20 protein-coding genes are annotated in these 17,921 nt (G+C 32.0%); 13 read left to right on the top strand and 7 right to left on the bottom strand.

Annotated features, from left to right (window positions below; genetic code table 11):
- Positions 1-160 precede the first annotated feature (160 nt).
- The 4 genes from LG649_RS14570 to LG649_RS14555 all read left to right on the top strand — a co-directional run bounded on the left by LG649_RS14570 (position 161) and on the right by LG649_RS14555 (position 2,727).
- A complete protein-coding gene (locus LG649_RS14570; RefSeq protein ID WP_226544557.1) occupies positions 161-619 on the top strand; it encodes an Lrp/AsnC family transcriptional regulator in 459 nt (152 codons plus the stop codon).
- Positions 620-789: 170 nt separating this feature from the next.
- Positions 790-1,416, top strand: coding sequence for a CPBP family intramembrane glutamic endopeptidase (locus tag LG649_RS14565; protein ID WP_226544556.1), 627 nt, complete (start codon positions 790-792; stop codon positions 1,414-1,416).
- Between the two features lie 65 nt (positions 1,417-1,481).
- The gene (locus LG649_RS14560) at positions 1,482-2,006 is read left to right on the top strand and encodes a hypothetical protein (protein WP_226544555.1); all 525 of its coding nucleotides are present in this window, start codon (positions 1,482-1,484) and stop codon (positions 2,004-2,006) included.
- 7 nt (positions 2,007-2,013) lie between these two features.
- Positions 2,014-2,727: a hypothetical protein gene (locus LG649_RS14555; RefSeq protein WP_226544554.1), complete on the top strand. Its 714-nt coding sequence runs from the start codon at positions 2,014-2,016 to the stop codon at positions 2,725-2,727.
- Between the two features lie 77 nt (positions 2,728-2,804).
- Here LG649_RS14555 and LG649_RS14550 read toward each other — a convergent pair whose 3' ends face one another.
- Positions 2,805-3,278, bottom strand: coding sequence for an energy transducer TonB (locus LG649_RS14550; RefSeq protein WP_226544553.1), 474 nt, complete (start codon positions 3,276-3,278; stop codon positions 2,805-2,807).
- A 306-nt stretch (positions 3,279-3,584) separates the two neighbouring features.
- On the opposite strand from LG649_RS14550, the gene LG649_RS14545 reads away from it, so the two are divergent.
- Positions 3,585-4,406, top strand: coding sequence for a sensor histidine kinase (locus LG649_RS14545; RefSeq protein ID WP_226544552.1), 822 nt, complete (start codon positions 3,585-3,587; stop codon positions 4,404-4,406).
- A gap of 326 nt (positions 4,407-4,732) precedes the next feature.
- The gene (locus LG649_RS14540; RefSeq protein ID WP_226544551.1) at positions 4,733-5,047 is read left to right on the top strand and encodes a GIY-YIG nuclease family protein; all 315 of its coding nucleotides are present in this window, start codon (positions 4,733-4,735) and stop codon (positions 5,045-5,047) included.
- 215 nt (positions 5,048-5,262) lie between these two features.
- On the opposite strand, the gene LG649_RS14535 is transcribed toward LG649_RS14540, so the two are convergent.
- The 3 genes from LG649_RS14535 to LG649_RS14525 all read right to left on the bottom strand — a co-directional run bounded on the left by LG649_RS14535 (position 5,263) and on the right by LG649_RS14525 (position 8,334).
- On the bottom strand, positions 5,263-5,958 hold the full coding sequence (locus tag LG649_RS14535) for an RluA family pseudouridine synthase (protein WP_226544600.1): 696 nt from the start codon (positions 5,956-5,958) through the stop codon (positions 5,263-5,265).
- A gap of 46 nt (positions 5,959-6,004) precedes the next feature.
- Positions 6,005-6,823 (bottom strand): 3-methyl-2-oxobutanoate hydroxymethyltransferase, encoded by an 819-nt coding sequence (gene panB / locus LG649_RS14530; RefSeq protein ID WP_226544550.1) that lies wholly within the window; start codon positions 6,821-6,823, stop codon positions 6,005-6,007.
- A gap of 89 nt (positions 6,824-6,912) precedes the next feature.
- Positions 6,913-8,334, bottom strand: a complete 1,422-nt coding sequence (locus tag LG649_RS14525; RefSeq protein ID WP_226544549.1) for an L-serine ammonia-lyase — start codon at positions 8,332-8,334, stop codon at positions 6,913-6,915.
- Positions 8,335-8,633: 299 nt separating this feature from the next.
- Between LG649_RS14525 and dnaK the strand changes: the two genes are divergently transcribed.
- The 4 genes from dnaK (at position 8,634) to LG649_RS14505 (ending at position 13,456) form a co-directional block, all read left to right on the top strand.
- On the top strand, positions 8,634-10,541 hold the full coding sequence (gene dnaK / locus LG649_RS14520; RefSeq protein WP_226544548.1) for a molecular chaperone DnaK: 1,908 nt from the start codon (positions 8,634-8,636) through the stop codon (positions 10,539-10,541).
- A 161-nt stretch (positions 10,542-10,702) separates the two neighbouring features.
- The gene (locus tag LG649_RS14515) at positions 10,703-11,224 is read left to right on the top strand and encodes a hypothetical protein (RefSeq protein ID WP_226544547.1); all 522 of its coding nucleotides are present in this window, start codon (positions 10,703-10,705) and stop codon (positions 11,222-11,224) included.
- Positions 11,225-11,237: 13 nt separating this feature from the next.
- A complete protein-coding gene (locus tag LG649_RS14510; protein ID WP_226544546.1) occupies positions 11,238-12,155 on the top strand; it encodes a hypothetical protein in 918 nt (305 codons plus the stop codon).
- A 74-nt stretch (positions 12,156-12,229) separates the two neighbouring features.
- Positions 12,230-13,456: a class I SAM-dependent rRNA methyltransferase gene (locus tag LG649_RS14505; RefSeq protein ID WP_226544545.1), complete on the top strand. Its 1,227-nt coding sequence runs from the start codon at positions 12,230-12,232 to the stop codon at positions 13,454-13,456.
- Positions 13,457-13,479: 23 nt separating this feature from the next.
- Here the strand turns inward: LG649_RS14505 and LG649_RS14500 are convergent, their stop codons facing one another.
- Positions 13,480-14,070 carry a hypothetical protein gene (locus tag LG649_RS14500; RefSeq protein ID WP_226544544.1) on the bottom strand — a complete coding sequence of 197 codons (591 nt, stop codon included), beginning with the start codon at positions 14,068-14,070 and terminating at the stop codon, positions 13,480-13,482.
- Between the two features lie 172 nt (positions 14,071-14,242).
- Between LG649_RS14500 and LG649_RS14495 the strand changes: the two genes are divergently transcribed.
- On the top strand, positions 14,243-15,190 hold the full coding sequence (locus tag LG649_RS14495) for an NAD(P)H-dependent flavin oxidoreductase (RefSeq protein WP_226544543.1): 948 nt from the start codon (positions 14,243-14,245) through the stop codon (positions 15,188-15,190).
- Here LG649_RS14495 and LG649_RS14490 read toward each other — a convergent pair.
- Together LG649_RS14490 and LG649_RS14485 are read right to left on the bottom strand one after the other, a co-directional pair.
- Positions 15,179-15,523, bottom strand: coding sequence for a hypothetical protein (locus LG649_RS14490; RefSeq protein WP_226544542.1), 345 nt, complete (start codon positions 15,521-15,523; stop codon positions 15,179-15,181). The two genes, LG649_RS14495 and LG649_RS14490, sit on opposite strands and share 12 nt — an antisense overlap.
- Positions 15,524-15,615: 92 nt before the next feature.
- Complete coding sequence (locus LG649_RS14485; RefSeq protein WP_226544541.1) at positions 15,616-16,197, bottom strand: GNAT family N-acetyltransferase; 582 nt, start codon at positions 16,195-16,197, stop codon at positions 15,616-15,618.
- 76 nt (positions 16,198-16,273) lie between these two features.
- Here LG649_RS14485 and LG649_RS14480 point away from each other — a divergent pair, with 76 nt between their 5' ends.
- Both LG649_RS14480 and LG649_RS14475 read left to right on the top strand, forming a co-directional pair.
- Positions 16,274-16,696: a PaaI family thioesterase gene (locus LG649_RS14480; protein ID WP_226544540.1), complete on the top strand. Its 423-nt coding sequence runs from the start codon at positions 16,274-16,276 to the stop codon at positions 16,694-16,696.
- A 2-nt stretch (positions 16,697-16,698) separates the two neighbouring features.
- Positions 16,699-17,817, top strand: a complete 1,119-nt coding sequence (locus LG649_RS14475) for a chorismate-binding protein (protein ID WP_226544539.1) — start codon at positions 16,699-16,701, stop codon at positions 17,815-17,817.
- Positions 17,818-17,921 lie beyond the last annotated feature (104 nt).

Below are 17,921 nucleotides of genomic sequence, written 5' to 3'. Positions count from 1 at the left end.
CTTGAAGTCAAACTAAAAATGTCATCAAAAATGAATCTATTTAGTTTAAAAATCAATATAAATAGTTTTTATTAGAAAATAAGTTTATATTTATGTTTTACAGTAAAAAATAAATCTAAATAATATGTTTTTTGGCATTTTTTTAGAATAATTATCACTTATGATTTTCGATACAACCGATAAGAAACTACTAGAACTATTACAAACCGATAGTAAACAAACTAATAAAGAGTTGTCTTTAAAGCTTAGTTTATCGGTTACAGCAGTTTACGAACGCATAAAAAAGTTAGAGCGTGCTGGTTTTATTGATGGTTACGTAGCTTTGGTTAATAAAGCAAAAATTAATAAAAACTTTGTTGTGTTTTGCCATATTAAATTAGTGCAACACACCCAAGATTATGTTATGCAATTTGAGCGTGAAGTAGCCAAAATACCTGAGGTTTTGGAGTGTTTTCACCTTAGTGGCGATTACGATTATTTATTAAAAGTTTTAGTTGAAAATATGGATGAGTTTAGAGCTTTTATGGTTAGTAAGCTTACTACAATTAGCCATATAGGCAGTACGCATAGTATGTTTGTTATTAACGAAGTTAAACACTCTACAGTTATTAAGTTTTAGTAATTAATTTTTCTTAAAATTTTTTAAAGGGTTATTTTTAGTTAGTTTTTTTAATTAAAATGCGCTTTGGTTTTTAATTATGAAGGCATTAAAGAGTTGAAAATCCTGAAAATTTTTAATATAAACTCTTAAAAAATATTAATTTTCAGATTATTAAAAAATGTAAATAAATGAACTCAAAACTATATAAAGCCTCCGAGTTTTTTATAATATTTATTTTATTGCCTGTTAGTTTTGCGTTACCGTACACAGTTTACATAAAATTAGCTTTAGGAGTTACAGGTTTTGCTTATATAATTTATGTGTTATTAAAAATTGAAAACCAAAAATTTAAAATAAATAAACACATTAATTGGCCCAAGTTTTGGCAAGCCACTTTGCTAAAATTTTTAATTATTGCAATTATAACCTCGGTTTATGTGCTTTTAACCAACCAACAGGTATTGTTTAAAGTGGTGTTGCATAAACCAAAAATCTGGCTATTTATTTTATTTGTTTATAGTTTGTTTTCGGTATATCCGCAGGAGTTATTGTATCGTACATTTTTTTTTACACGTTACACTAAGTTGTTTAAAAGCACTAAACTTTTAATTTTTATAAATGCTATTGTATTTAGTTTAGGGCATATATTTTTTAAAAATATCTTGGTAATGGTATTAACAGCTATAGGCGGTGTTTTATTTGCGTTAACCTATACAAAAACAAAATCTACACTATTAGTATCTGTAGAGCATGCCATTTACGGGTGTTGGTTGTTTACGGTAGGCATGGGAGCTATGTTGGGATTTCCTTCTTAAACAAATAATTTAATAGTTAAAAGATTTTATTACTTTTAACCTCATATTAACAATAATAACATGATATGAAAAAATTACTTTACCTTTTTTTAGGGATTATTATAGGTAGTATAGTTACCTATTATTTTTGCCCAAAAGATGCAACATCAAAAATGCCACCCATTAAAAAAATGGCAGCAAAACCACCAAAGGATACTATTTCTATTGCAGAAGCAACTAAGTATAGTCAAAATTGGGGAATATACAACCCTAAAGAAATAGACTCTACTTTTGAGGTTGAAGGCCCTAGAAAACAAACCCTTTCGGTTTGGTGGTCTATAGAAGATATAAACGAGTATTTAGCATACGCAGAATACGGTGCCGACTCTTTAGGTTACACGTTTACTGGGTTACGTGTGTATTTTGCAAATTATGGCAACGATACTGGTAGGCCAACAAAGCGCCACCGCAACACCTTATTTATTGCACCAACTGGCCAGGAAAATAAAGCTATGGCTAGTAGTTTTAATATTAGTTTACCACCTACTGACGATAATATTCCTTTACCTCCGTTAAATAATGGCGGTAATGGTACAGGAGAATACCCATGATTTTTAAATGAATGATTTTTTAAAAGATTATTATTATTTAATAACTTTTTTGATAGAATGTTTGGCAGCTGTTACGGGTTTAGTTTTATACAAAAACTATAAACTTACAGCTGCTAAGTATTTTATATGGTTTTTAGTTTATTTAACCATTTGCGATACTTTATCATTTTATCCTCTTTTTATTAAAAATGGTATTTTAAAGTTTCTACATAATACCAAGTTATCTTGGAATTACTGGTGGTCTACTTTATTTTGGAGTCTGGGAGCTATTCTATTTTTTGCTTTTTATTACCGCAAAATTTTAAAAAACATAGTTTTTAAAACTGTTTTAAAGTACGCTAGTTATCTATTTTTAGTATTCTGTATTATTTATATAATATTTAATTGGGATGATTATTTTATCAAATCTTTCCCTATTATAAGTATATTAGGAGCTGTAATAATTTTTATGTGTACTATTTTTTATTTTATAGAGGTATTACAGAGTAATAGTATATTAACCTTTTATAAAAGTTTAAACTTTTATATAAGTGCTGCAATTTTTATTTGGTGGTTAATTATAACGCCTTTAGTGTTTTACGATTTGTACCACCATAATGGCGATTGGAATTTTATTTTCTTAAAATGGCAAATTTATTTGTTTGCAAATGCTTTTATGTACTTCACTTTTACTTTTGCATTAATTTATTGTAAGCCAGAAATAGAGGTTAAGTCGTCTTAAAAAAGAATAAGATAAAAAAAACTGCAATTTTAAAATTGCAGCTTTTTTTATCTATAACGTTGTAGTTATAAAAACAATTAATGTAATTTAAATGTAATTGGCATACCGTATTTTACGTTTACAATTTTGCCATTGTGTACACCAGGTGTAAATTTTCTAAGTAAAGAAACAATACGTACAGCTTCATCTTCTAGTGTTTTGCTGTGGTTAGGTTCGTTTGCTTTAATGTCTTTTACCTTACCTGCGTTATCTATAATAAACGTAACCCAAACGCGTCCTTCTATTTTTTTTCTGTAAGCCTCTTCAGGATAAACAAAATTGCGTTTAATGTGTTTTGTTATTTTTTCGTTAAAACAAGCAACATCTTCTTTACGAGATCCAGATCGTTCGCAACCTTTAAACAAGGGAACATTATCGGCAGAATAAAATTCTATAATTTCATCAGAGTTTAATATTACAGGTTTAAAAGCGCTGGTGGTTGGCACAATTAAAATAATTAAAAGCATTACAAATAAGTAATGTTTTTTTTGTGTTAAGTAGTTTTTATTCATGTTAGTAATAATTTGGGTTTGTGATTATGTTTGTTTTGTTTAACTGCACAAAAACAAGTTAAAGTGTTAAATTTATTAAAAAAAATGAGATAAACTACAATTTTTGTCTATAAGATGTTTTTTGTTGCCTATTAAGTGTTTTTTAGTAAGTTAAATCTTATGTTTTATTTAAATATTCGTGTTTAAGGTTTTAATACATTGCTTATAACATTTTGTAAAATAATTATATTTCTGGTTTGTAATATTGCATACATGTTTAATTATGTATTTTTGAGTAGGCAAATTTTAAAATTTGCAAATAGTTTTATGTTTTATTTTAATTTTATTTTCGTTCAAAACACAGATCGTATAGCTACTACAGCTGCCGAACGTTATTTATTGGTTTATATGATAGCCGTTTTGGTTATTATTACCTCCTTAGTTATTCTGTTTTTTATTGTTTTTCAAAAACGAAAAAATAAGTTGTTACTCGAAAAAATAAAACAGAAACAAGCCTTTGAACAAGAAATTGTATTAGCGCAAACCGAAACACAGGAACAAACTTTAAAAAACATAGGTTGGGAATTGCACGATAATGTTGGCCAACTGCTCTCATTTGCTAGCATGCAATTAAGTATATTAAAAATGCAAGTTCAAGATGATGTAAAAGAAAAATTTAAAGACACTACCGAAGCCTTAAGCCAAAGCCTACACGAAGTTAGGCAACTCTCAAGAACGTTAAATAACGAGGTTGTTTTAAATATTGGTTTTGAAAAATCTATAAGCAATGAATTGAAGCGTTTACAAAAAATGAAATTCGCTTCCGCGGAATTAAAAATAATTGGTGATAAAATTGAGTTTTCAAATAAAAAGCACGAAATAATTATTTTTAGAATTTTACAAGAATTTCTATCTAACTCAGTTAAATATTCTGAAGCCGAAAACTTAAGCGTTACTCTCAATTACACCCCAGAAGATTTAATAATAACCGCAGAAGACGACGGAATAGGTTTTGATGTAAACACAGTTAAAAAAGGCGCAGGGTTATTAAATATGAATAGCAGAGCCAATTTAGTTAATGCGAGTTTTGAACTTATATCACAACCCAACGAAGGCGTTAAAATGGTTATTAAATATCCGTTTGATTAACATTTTAGGAATGTTACTTCTTTAGTTCAATGTCAGGTTGAGCGCAGTCGAAACCTAATGGAAGTAATTTATATTGTTTCAGAAATAAAAAGCACTTCGACTACGCTCAGTGAGACATTGCGTTTGTTTTAAAGTTGTTAAGTTCAAATGTCAGGTTGAGCGCAGCCAAAACCCAATGAAGTAATTTATATTGTTTCAGAAATAAAAATCACTTCGACTACGCTCAGTGAAACATTGCGTTTAGTTTAATGTTATTAAGTTCAAATGTCAGGTTGAGCGCAGTCGAAACCCTAATTACTAAAATTTATATAACAAATAAAGAGAATATGTTAACGTACCAAGGTTACATACTTAAGTGTTCTGATAGTTCATATTACACTGGTATAACTAATAATTTAGAAAGAAGATTTTTAGAACATCAAAATGGTATAAAAAGAGATTGTTATACTTATAAAAGAAGACCTCTAGAAATTGTTTTTTATGAATCCTTTAATGATGTTCTTCAAGCCATTTATTTTGAAAAGAAAATCAAAAAATGGTCAAGGTCAAAAAAAGAGGCGTTAATAAAAGGTGATTTTGATATGTTGCAAATTTTATCTGAATGTAGAAATGCTACTCATTTTAAGTATAAAGGTGATTAGTTGTAATGTTTTAAAGATAATAAGCGCTTAAACGGTAACAGTGATGTTATTTTTATTTTAATATATTTAAATTCAAATGTCAGGTTGAGCGCAGTCGAAACCCAATGAAGTAATTTATATGATTTTAGAAATGAAATCACTTCGACTGCGCTCAGTGTGACATTACGTTTAATTTTCTAGTCTTGATAAGTGTAGTAGTCAAAACCAATTTTAAATTACAAACAAGCCTTCCAAAGTGCATCATTAGGTAATGGTGCTTCAATAAACAAAGGTTCTTTTTTTACAGGATGTTCAAAGGCTAAATAGCGTGCGTGTAAATGAATACTAGCATCTTTATTACTTCTATAAAAACCATATTTTAAATCGCCTTTAATAGGGCATCCAATTGAAGCCAATTGTGTTCGTATTTGGTGATGACGACCAGTTTCTAAGTTTATTTCAAGCAGAAAATAAGAGTTTAACTTTTTTATAAGCTCGTAATGTAAAATGGCTTTTTTACTATCTTTAACTTCTTTATTATGTGGGTAAGATTTATTGTTTTTAGGATTCTTTTTCAACCAATGTATTAAAGTGTCTTTTGATTTTGGCGGTTCGTTTTTAACTACAGCCCAATACGTTTTTTTAGCATCTTTTTCGGCAAACAACTTATTTAGGCGTGGTAAAGCTTTGCTTGTTCTGGCAAAAACAACAATGCCAGTGGTTGGTCGGTCTAGCCTATGTACAACACCAAGATATACATTTCCTGGTTTATTATGCTTTTCAGCGATATATTCTTTTACAACATCACTAAGTGGTTTATCGCCTGTTTTATCGCCCTGAACAATATCGCCTGCACGCTTATTTACTATAATAAGATGATTGTCTTCGTAAAGTACGTTTAGGTTATTTTTATTGGAAAGTATTTTTTTTATCACAAATACAGAAATATTGTTGCTAATAACTAACTACTAAAATCAACTAATACTTCTCGCTATCATTAGGGAAATCTTGAGTTTTAACATCATCAACATATTGTGCGATGGCATCCGTCATATCATCAAATAAGTTTAAATAACGACGTAAAAAACGCGGATTAAATTCATGTGTCATTCCAATCATATCATGTAATACTAAAACTTGACCATCAACATCTGGTCCGGCACCAATACCAATTACAGGAATGCTAATGCTTTCTGCCACTTTTTTCGCTAAATCGGAAGGAATCTTTTCTAAAACCACACCAAAACAGCCAATACGTTCTAGCATTTTAGCATCTTCAATTAATTTTTCAGCTTCAGCTTCCTCTTTGGCACGTACGGTATAAGTCCCGAATTTATAAATAGATTGCGGTGTTAAACCTAAATGCCCCATAACAGGAATTCCGGCATTTAAAATACGTTTTATAGAGTCTTTTATTTCCTTTCCACCTTCAAGCTTTACGGCGTGTCCACCGCTTTCTTTCATAATTCTAATCGCAGAACGCAACGCTTCTTTAGGGTCGCTTTGGTAGCTTCCAAAAGGTAAATCTACAACCACTAAACTACGGCTTACAGCTCTTACAACAGAAGATGCATGGTAAATCATTTGATCTAGAGTAATAGGCAAAGTTGTTTCATGGCCTGCCATAACATTACTAGCCGAATCACCAACTAAAATAACATCTATACCTGCGCCATCTACAATTTTGGCCATGGTATAATCGTAAGCAGTTAGCATAGATATTTTTTCGCCATTGGCTTTCATATCAACCAATGTTTTAACGGTAATGCGTTTATATTCTTTTTTAGCTGTAGACATTTTGTATTATTTTTTGGAGATGCTAAAGTAATAAATTAATAGCTGAAACTTTTTTGAATTTTAAATTTTAATATGGGTTTATTAAAATATTAGCAATCGGTTAAGTTAACACCAACAGCTAAACCACCTTCGCTGGTTTCTTTATATTTAGTGTTCATGTCTTTGGCGGTTTCCCACATGGTAGAAACCACTTTGTCTAAAGGCACTTTTATGTTTTCTGGCGAGGTATCTAGTGCAAGTTCGGCTGCATTTATAGCTTTTATAGCGCCCATAGCATTGCGCTCAATACAAGGTATTTGTACTAAACCACCAATAGGATCGCAGGTTAAACCTAAATGATGTTCCATAGCAATTTCGGCGGCAATTAAAACTTGCTCTGGCGAGCCGCCTAAAAGTTCGCAAAGTGCTCCTGCAGCCATAGCAGACGATACGCCAATTTCGGCTTGACAACCACCCATGGCGGCACTAATAGTAGCCCCTTTTTTAAATATGCTACCAATTTCGCCTGCAACTAATAGGAACTTTTTAATGTCTTCGAAATTTCCGTCGTGGTTTTCTATAACTAAATAATACATTAAAACGGCAGGAATTACGCCTGCGCTTCCGTTTGTAGGTGCAGTAACCACACGACCAAGCGATGCATTAACTTCGTTAACAGCCAAAGCAAAACAACTTACCCATTTAAAAATTTGTCTGAACTTTACTTTTGTGTCTCGAATGGTGTAAATCCATTCTGTGCCATTAGTATATGGTTTGGTCCCTATAAGATTTTTATGCATATCGAACGCACGACGCCTCACGTTTAACCCGCCAGGTAATGTGCCTTCGGTGTGGCAACCCGTGTACATACATTCTAGCATAACATGCCAAATATCTTGTAGCTCTTTATCTATTTCTTTTTCTGGTCGTATAGATTTTTCGTTTTCGAAAACCACTTGAGAAATAGACATGTTTAACGATTTACAAAAATTGAGGAGTTCTGTCCCTTTATCTATTGGGTAAGGAAAGCTGCATTTTATTTCAATATTCTTTTTTGCGTTTTTGCGTTTTTTCTTTACTACAAATCCTCCACCTATAGAATAGTATTTTTTGGTTTGTTTTTTACCATTAATATGGGCTGTAAAACTCATACCATTGGCATGAAAGGGTAGAAACTCTTTATTAAAAATAATATCGGTTTCTGGATTAAAAGGCAATAGTTTTTCGTTGCCAAAATTTATAGTCTTGGTTGCTTTTATGCTATTTACAATATTATGAATGTTTTCTGGTGGAATGGTTACTGGATCTTTACCACTTAACCCGAGCATAACAGCATAATCTGTGGCATGACCTTTACCGGTAAGTGATAACGAACCGTAAAGGTTTACGGTAATTTTATCTACGTTCTGAAATGTGTTTTTTTCTTTTAGTTTGTTAATCCAACGTTCGGCAGCACGCCAAGGACCTAACGTGTGCGAACTAGAAGGCCCAATGCCAATTTTTAGCATATCGAAAACAGAGATACATTCCATAAAATAACACCTTAATTGTAATAACAAATATATACGGATTTTACAGGCGTACAATATTATTTAATGTTAATTGTGAAGCCCGCGTTAAGGATAGTAGTGGAAAGCCCACAGCGTAGCGAGGACTTGTAACGGATAGCCTGACCCTTGTGGTAACGCCCAAATAGCAGTTTTAAATAGCTTAATATGACAGTGTGTCAGTATTTTTTGGTTGGCATAATGATTGACTAATATTAACCGAAATTAAAAATGAATAAATGTTTTCCGTTAAATCGGAAATATATAAAACACAAATAAACATTATGAGTAAAATTATTGGAATTGATTTAGGAACAACAAACTCTTGCGTTTCGGTAATGGAAGGTAACGAGCCTGTTGTAATACCTAATGCAGAAGGAAAAAGAACAACACCATCTGTAATTGCTTTTGTTGAAGGCGGTGAAATTAAAGTTGGTGACCCTGCAAAAAGACAAGCGGTAACTAACCCTACAAAAACGGTTTATTCTATTAAACGTTTTATGGGTAATAAATACTCTGAGTCTAAAAACGAAGCAGAACGTGTACCTTACAAAGTTGTAAAGGGAGATAACGATACACCTCGTGTTGATATTGATGGTCGTTTATATACACCACAAGAATTAAGTGCGATGGTGCTACAAAAAATGAAAAAAACAGCTGAAGATTACTTAGGTACCGATGTAAGTCGTGCGGTAATTACAGTGCCTGCTTATTTTAACGATAGCCAACGTCAAGCTACTAAAGAAGCTGGTGAAATTGCTGGTTTAAAAGTAGAGCGTATTATTAACGAGCCTACAGCTGCAGCGTTAGCTTACGGTTTAGATAAAAAAGGATCGGACCAAAAAATTGTAGTATTTGATTTTGGTGGAGGTACACATGACGTTTCTATCCTAGAATTAGGTGATGGCGTTTTTGAAGTATTATCTACAGATGGTGATACACACTTAGGTGGTGACGATGTTGATGAAAAAATTATTAACTGGTTAGCCGATGAGTTTCAAGCTGAAGAAAACATGGACTTACGTAAAGACCCAATGTCTTTACAACGTTTAAAAGAAGCTGCTGAAAAAGCGAAGATTGAATTATCATCGTCTGCACAAACAGAAATTAACTTACCATATATTACGGCTACTGCTAGTGGGCCAAAGCACTTAGTGCGCACGTTAACACGTAGTAAATTTGAGCAATTAATTGACGATTTAGTAAAACGTACTATCGAGCCTTGTGAGTCTGCACTTAAAGCAGCAGGTTTATCGAAATCTGATATCGACGAGGTAATTTTAGTAGGTGGTTCTACACGTATTCCTGCTGTACAAGCAGCCGTAGAAAAATTCTTTGGTAAAGCGCCAAGTAAAGGTGTTAACCCAGATGAGGTTGTATCTTTAGGTGCTGGTATACAAGGTGGTGTATTAACAGGAGATGTTAAAGATGTATTACTTTTAGATGTAACACCTTTATCTCTTGGTATTGAAACTATGGGTAATGTATTTACTAAGTTAATCGAGGCAAATACAACTATTCCTACCAAAAAATCGCAAGTATTCTCAACAGCGGCCGATAATCAGCCTTCTGTAGAAATTCATGTATTACAAGGTGAAAGAGCCATGGCTGCCGATAATAAAACTATTGGACGTTTTCACTTAGATGGTATTCCACCAGCACGTCGTGGTACGCCACAAATTGAAGTAACTTTCGATATTGATGCAAACGGTATTATTAAAGTATCTGCGGAAGATAAAGCGACTGGTAAAAAACAAGATATTAGAATTGAAGCGTCTTCTGGATTAACTGAGGAAGAAATCGAGAAAATGAAAGCTGATGCTGAAGCTAACGCTGAAGCGGATAAAGCTGCTGCTGAAACGGCACAAAAGCTAAACGAAGCAGATTCTATGATTTTCCAAACAGAAAAGCAATTAGAAGAGTTTGGCGATAAATTATCTGATGATAAGAAAAAGCCAATTGAAGAAGCTTTAGAAGAACTTAAGAAAGCTTACGAAAGCAAAGATTTAGCAGTTATTACACCAGCTTTAGATAAAATTAACGAAGCTTGGAAAGTAGCTAGCGAAGAAATGTACAAAGCACAAGCTGAAGCTCAAGGTGCTGGTGCGCAACCAGGACCAGATGCAAGCGCCGGTGGCGATGCTAACGAAGGTAGCGATGTAGAAGACGTAGACTTCGAAGAAGTAAAATAATTTGTCACGCTGAACTCGTCAGCATCTCAAAAATAATAAGCTTACAGCTTGAGTTAAAAAACGCAATCATTTATTTGGTTGCGTTTTTTTATTTAAGAAAAATTTTATCAACAAATTAAAATATTTTAGATTAGCTAATTAACCCTAAAATCTTTAAAACAATGAAAAAAAATGCATTATTATTTTTATTTACCGCTTTAGTTTTTGCATGTTCTGGTAGTGATGACTCAAATACAAATGATGTAGAAGTAAATTTATTATTAGGAACTTGGATAGGTGAAGATGTTGAATACTCTGGAACTACAAGTTTTGATTATTTTGGAACAACCTTTGAAACGCCTTTTACAGGTGAGGCTTACGACGTAGATTATACATTAACGTTTACAGAAAACCCAAACGAGTTTACTTCGGAAGGCTCGTATAGCTTAGAAGTAACGACAAATTTTTTAGGAGAAACTATTACCGAAAATTCTGAAGATTTAGAATTTATGGGAAGCGGTTTGTGGTCTCAAGATGGTAACCAGTTAATAACCACAGAAAGTGGAGTAACCACTATTTTTACTATTGAAGAGCTTACAGAAACATCACTAATTTTAAGTAATACACAAACCGAAGAGTTTACAGAAAATGATATAGATTACACTACAACTATAAATATTGAAATGACTTTTATAAAAGAATAAAACATTGTATTTAATGCAAAAATATTTTATATGCATCTTTTGCGTTTTAATTTTTTCCTGTAAAAATAAAATTGAGAACCAAGTTAGTACAGATAAAGTTGCTGAATTAATTAAGTCTGATGATTTTCAATTGGTAAAATCGCCTAATGAAACTGGTTTGTTAGTATTGTTTCCTTGTTTTCCTTGCGATGCCGAAAATACGTTGAATGAGTTTAAAATAGCAGATTTAGCGACTACAAACGGTTTTTCGGTTTTAGCTTTAAACATTAATAGAAAATTATTTCTTTCTGAAAATGAAAAGGAAGAAATAACTTTGATGCTTCAAAATATAATTAAAAAGCAAAGTTTAGTTACTAAAAATGTTTATTTCGGTGGCTTTTCAAGTGGAGGTAACATGGCTTTATTAATTAGTAATCATCTTATAAAAAACAATAAAAATATACAACCCGATGGTGTTTTTGTAGTTGATTCTCCGTTAGATTTATTGGCTTTATACAAAACAGCAGAAAAGAATTTAAAACTGAATACAGCCGAAGTTTCGGTTCAAGAATCTCAGTTTTTAAAGCAAATGTTCGATGCTGAGTTTGGAAACCCTAAGGATAGTTTAGCAGTTTACGAAATGCGAGCACCTTTTACATTTCAAACAGAAAATATTTCAAATCTTTCAGCTTTAAAAAACACAAAATTGCGTTTTTATACAGAACCCGATTTACAGTGGTGGAAAGAACAACGACAAAACAATTACGAAGATTTAAATGCCTATTATTTAAAACAACTAAGTAATATCTTAAAGTCTGAATTTAAAGGAATTGATGTAGAATTAATTGAAACGGAAAACAAAGGTTATCGCGCTAATGGCGAACGTCATCCGCATTCTTGGTCTATTGTAAACACCAAAGAATTAGTTTCCTGGATGCAAAAAGGAAATTAGGTTTATAATTCTTCAATTTTAAACAGAAGCATTCTTTTATATCTTTCGTACTTTCGCAGTCTTAACGATTTTCAATGTCATTTTCAGAAAAAATAAAATCAAAATATTCATCTAAACGATTGGCTGTAAAGCTTAATGCTAAAGGCGAACAGTTCGTCTTAAAAGGCCATCCGTGGGTGTTTTCAAATAACATTACCAAAATTAACGACGATGCTAAAACAGGCGATTTAGCTATAGTTTTTAGTAAAAATAAAAATAGGGTTATAGGTTTAGGTTTGTACGATGCCAATTCGCCCATTCGTATTAAAATGCTGCATAGTGGCATGGAAAAGGTTGAAATTAATGCGGCTTTTTTTAAAAACAAAATACAACAAGCCTTTAAAAAACGAGCCTCGTTGTTAAAAACGAATACGAATAGTTACAGATTAATTTTTGGGGAAAATGATGGTTTTCCTGGTTTAATTGCCGATGTGTATGCTTCGGTTTTAGTAATAAAATTATACTCTGAAATTTGGTTGCCTTATTTAGAATCTATTTTTCAAGACTTGCAGCAAACGTCTAAAGCAGCAACAGTAGTATTACGTTTAAGTAGAGGTCTACAAAACTCAAAAGCACATCATTTTACAGATGGCGAAGTTATTTATGGCACATTAGAAAATGAAGTTGTAAAATTTGTAGAACACAGTATTAATTTTTCTGCAAATGTTATAAAAGGACATAAAACCGGTTATTTTTTAGATCATAGAGCCAACAGAAAACAAGTAGGCGAGTGGAGCACAGGTAAAACTGTTTTAGATGTTTTTAGTTATGCCGGAGGGTTTTCGGTACATGCTTTAGCTAATAATGCAAAAGAAGTAACCAGTTTAGATATTAGCAAGCAAGCCCTTGAAATTGCTGTTGAAAACGGTAAACTAAACGAATATACCGGTAAGCATAAAACCATTGCAGGTGATGCTTTTGATGAGTTAAATAAACTTATAAAAAACCGTGTCACTTTTGATGTTGTAGTTATAGATCCGCCAAGTTTTGCAAAACAAGCTTCCGAAATTGCCTTAGCACAAAAAAAGTATGCACAATTAGCTGAATTAGGTGTGAAACTTACCAGTAAAAATGGACTTTTAGTGTTAGCTTCGTGCTCATCAAGAGTAACTGCCGATGTGTTTTTTAGTATTAATGCTGAGGTTTTAAATACATCGAACAGAACCTATAAAAATATTTTAAAAACCTATCACGATACCGATCATCCTATTGGTTTTCCTGAAGGCGCTTATTTAAAATGTGGATATTATAAGTTTGATTAAAAGAGTAATTGAATTTGTTTTTATTATTCGTAAACAATAGAAACATTATGGAATAAAACGTAGTTATCGCCTTGAACTTCCTCAATACTATTATAATTATGCCAATCCTTATGGTTTTCAAATGTAGCAGGAAAGTAATCAATATCACCTTCGTCTTCAAAACTAGAACGATAAGCGCTGCTACCATTTTCATATACTGAAATTCCAGAAGCAATTAAATACTCTAGTTTTGTTTTATCACCTTTCCCATAAAGATATTTATTATCATCAGTATCAATTAAGAATAGATAACCATTTTCAAAAGCATAATTAACTGTAAAAGTTTCACCGTTTTCTTTTAACTCAAGTTCTGTATCACTCAAAAACATAAAATAATCATTGCCATAATCAGCTTCCAAATTTTCTATAGAAATTGCAACATCCGTATTATAATAATAGTCTAATACATCTGTGGGAACGTCAGTTTCATTTCCATTTTGATAAAATAAAAAGCTGTCTTCAACTCTATTATAATTAAGGGTTATTGGGTATTCTGAGTTATCATCAGAATCAGAACTACAAGAAATTATAGTAATGCAAGAAATAAAAAGTACTAAGGTTTTAAATAGTTTCATAATATTATTTTTTGTGTAAAAAAAGGCCATTTTTATATTCAATAGTCTTTTTTACTCCAAAAATATCGATAAAGTCTTAAACTATGCATTATATCGATTTTTTCTCATAAAATCTATTTGTTATGCATGCATAATATTTATTATATTTGTTTATCAACAAAAACTAAAAATTATGTCTACTAAGCTTACTACTTTATTAAAAATTAATCATCCTATAATTATGGCGCCTATGTTTTTGGTGTCTAACGTTAGTATGGTTCGAGAAGCTATGGATTGTGGAATTGCAGGTTGTATACCAGCTTTAAATTACAGAACCATAGATGAGCTTAAAGTTGCTTTGCGCGAATTAAAAGCTGCAAAGCCAAAAGGTGGCGCCTTTGGTTTTAATTTAATTGTAAATAAATCGAATATAAAATATCGCGACCAACTTAATGCAATTTGCGAAATAGGTTGCGATTTTATAATAACATCTCTAGGAAACCCGAAAGAAACTATAGAAAAAGCACACAAAGTAGGCATAAAAGTGTTGTGTGATGTTACCGATTTAAAATTTGCCCAAAAAGTTCAAGATTTAGGAGCCGATGCAATTATAGCTGTAAACAATGAAGCTGGTGGTCATAGAGGAAATATATCACCAGGAGAATTAATAAAGCAATTAAAAAGTAACTGTAGTATTCCGGTTATTTCTGCCGGGGGTGTTGGTGTAAAAGAAGATTTAGATATTATGTTGGCTTACGGAGCCGATGGTGTTTCTGTTGGAAGCCCGTTTATAGCCTCGGTTGAAGCTGGGGTTACCGACGAGTACAAACAAGCATGTGTAGATTATGGCGCTGATGATATTGTTATGACTGAACGAATTTCTGGAACACCATGTACTGTTATAAATACGCCTTATGTTAAAAAAATAGGAACAAAAGCCACTTGGATTGAAAATTTATTGAACAAAAACCGAAAACTTAAAAAATGGGTAAAAATGATTCGGTTTTCAATTGGTATGAAAGCTACAGAAAATGCAGCTACTAAAGCCACTTATAAAACGGTTTGGGTTGCAGGCCCAAGTATTGAACATACTACAGAAATACTTCCTGTAAAAGAAATAGTAAAAAAACTAGTTGTTTAATGCAACGTGTTTATTTTTCTTTTTCTTTTCAAATAAATTGAAGGTAACAGTTAATCCTCCAAAACTAGTTGCTAAAGCTTCATTAGTATCTAAAGGGGTATGAAATTTTTCACTATCTCTTAATTCTTTAGCAAAACCAGCTATAATGGAAGCACCCATGCTGTACCAAAATGCTTTCTTTTTGTTTTTTGTTAAAGAATAAATTGTAGCATATGTTCCGTTAGAAATTACAACGCCAGCACCAAAGTGTTTAAATTGATCTTCGGTTATATTTTGGCTAAAACAAAAATTAGCGTAGGTTAAAAAGGATATAAAAATTATAAAAGCTTTCAAAATGATAATTTACAGCGTTTCGGGGAACTGTCTGTTACAAAGTTAGTTATAATTTATTTGTTGAAATGAATAAAAGCTAAAAAATATAATTTTTAAATTTTGGTTGCTAGATTTCCTTTTATTGTTGGCCATTCATTATTTAAAATACCATACACACAAGTATTTCGTTTAAAACCATCTGGCATAAGTACATCTTTTCTTAATAAACCTTCTAGAGTAGCACCTAGTTTTTCAACGGCTTTTCTTGAGCGTAAATTTCGTTCATCAACAGTAAAAACGACCTTGTCAAATTTTAAAGTTTCAAAAGTGTATTCTAACATTAAAAACTTCATATTTGTGTTTAATCCTGTACCTTGAAAATCTCGTCCAATCCAAGTCCAACCTAAATAAATCACTTTATTTTTCCAATTTATATTACCTAAACGCGTAGAACCCGCAAAAGCATTCTTTTTTTTATCAAAAATAATAAAGGGAATGGCATTGTTTTTCTCTTGTTGTTCAATTGTCGCTTCTACATATTCCTTTAAATCCTTAGGCGTATTAATAATTGATGGCGAATATTGCACCAACTTATCTTCTTTAGCAATAGCAATTAGATCGGTATAATTACTTAAGGTTAAAGGCAATAATTTTACACGATTATTTTCTAGAGTTGGCACGCTTAGTTTTTCCATTTTTTAAGAATGAATTCTGAATGTTTTACTTAGGTGTTTTGTACTTTTGTAATCTTAAATAAAATTACGGTATTCTATGCAATTATCTAAAGAAGAAGTTTTAAAACAAGCAAATTTGGCTTGTAAAAATACATTAATGGAAACGTTGAATATTGAAATGATAGATTATGGCGAAGATTTTTTAGTTGCCAGAATGCCCGTAAATTCTAGAGTACATCAGCCAGATGGTGTTTTACATGGCGGAGCAACAGCAGCTTTAGCCGAAAGTGTTGGTAGTTTTGCAACACACGTGTTTGTAGATACTAAAAATTTATTTGTTCGCGGTTTAGAAATTACAGCCAACCATTTAAAAAGTGTAAAGGAAGGTTTTGTTTATGCCAAAGCCACTTTTATTCATAAAGGAAGAACGACCCAATTGTTAGATATTAGAGTGACAGATGAAGCCGATAATTTAATATCGGTATGTAAATTATCTACTATTTCGTTGCCTAAAAAATAAAGATGACCTCAAACGAATTTTTTAAGCGTATTGAAACTCAATACCAAAATAATTTACCTTTTGTTGTTTATAGAAAACCTAATGAAGCTTCAGTTTTTGCGATGCTTCAAAAGGATGATAAATTACATTTTACATCAAATTTTACAGAGAAAGGTTTTGTGTTTTCGCCGTTTGAAAATTTAAATGAATCGGTGCTAATTCCAACCGATGCTTCAGAATATTTAGAAAGCGAAACCGATTTTCCAGATTTAAATTCAGTTGAAAATTCTATTGATAGCAGCAATACTTCCGAAGAAAATCATCATCTAAAATTAGTAGAAAAAAGCGTAAAAGCTATTAAAAGTGGTGCTTTTAAAAAAGTGGTGGTGTCGCGTGCTGAAGCTATACAACTGGACGAACCAAACCCGTTTTTAATATTTAAACGTTTAGTACATAAATATAAATCGGCGTTTGCGTATTGTTGGTTTCACCCAAAAGTAGGGTTGTGGTTGGGCGCTACGCCAGAAACCCTTATGAAAATTGAAGGCGCAAATTTTTCAATTATGGCATTGGCGGGCACGCAAGAGTACAAACGCGAGGGGAAAGTAGTTTGGCAAGATAAAGAAAAAGAAGAGCAGCAATTTGTAACCGATTTTATTGTAGAGCAATTAAAACCATGGGTTTCAAACTGTAAAATATCGGATGTAGAAACTGTAAAAGCTGGAAATTTACTGCATTTAAAAACCATGATTAATGCACGCTTAAAACCAGAAATTCCATTAAAAAATATTATTGAAAGTATTCACCCAACACCAGCAGTTTGCGGTTTGCCAAAAGCTAAAACCAAAACTTTTATTTTAGAAAACGAAAATTACAACCGCGCGTTTTACACCGGGTTTTTAGGCGAATTAAATTTTGAAACCATCGCAAAACCACGATCAGGAAAAAGAAATATTGAAAATAGAGCTTACGCGATTCCTAAAAAAAGTACGCAACTATACGTTAATTTACGTTGTATGCAAATACAGAATAATAAGGCAATAGTCTATGTTGGTGGTGGAATTACCGAAACTTCGGTGCCAGAAAACGAATGGCAAGAAACGGTTTTTAAATCGAAAGTTATTAAAAATGTGCTTTCCTAAAAAATTGCCGTCGATAGAAAGTTGATTTCCGTCGAGACAATCACCCAGAACTTCCATTACCTTATAATATAAGAAGTAATTGTTTCAATTTTGAAGTGTAAAAT

Origin of the sequence: Neotamlana laminarinivorans, from assembly GCF_020523925.1 — a bacterium.
Taxonomy (GTDB): Bacteria; Bacteroidota; Bacteroidia; order Flavobacteriales; family Flavobacteriaceae; genus Neotamlana; species Neotamlana laminarinivorans.
Note: the sequence above shows the minus strand (reverse complement) of the source record. Positions and strands in the feature narration are given on the sequence as shown.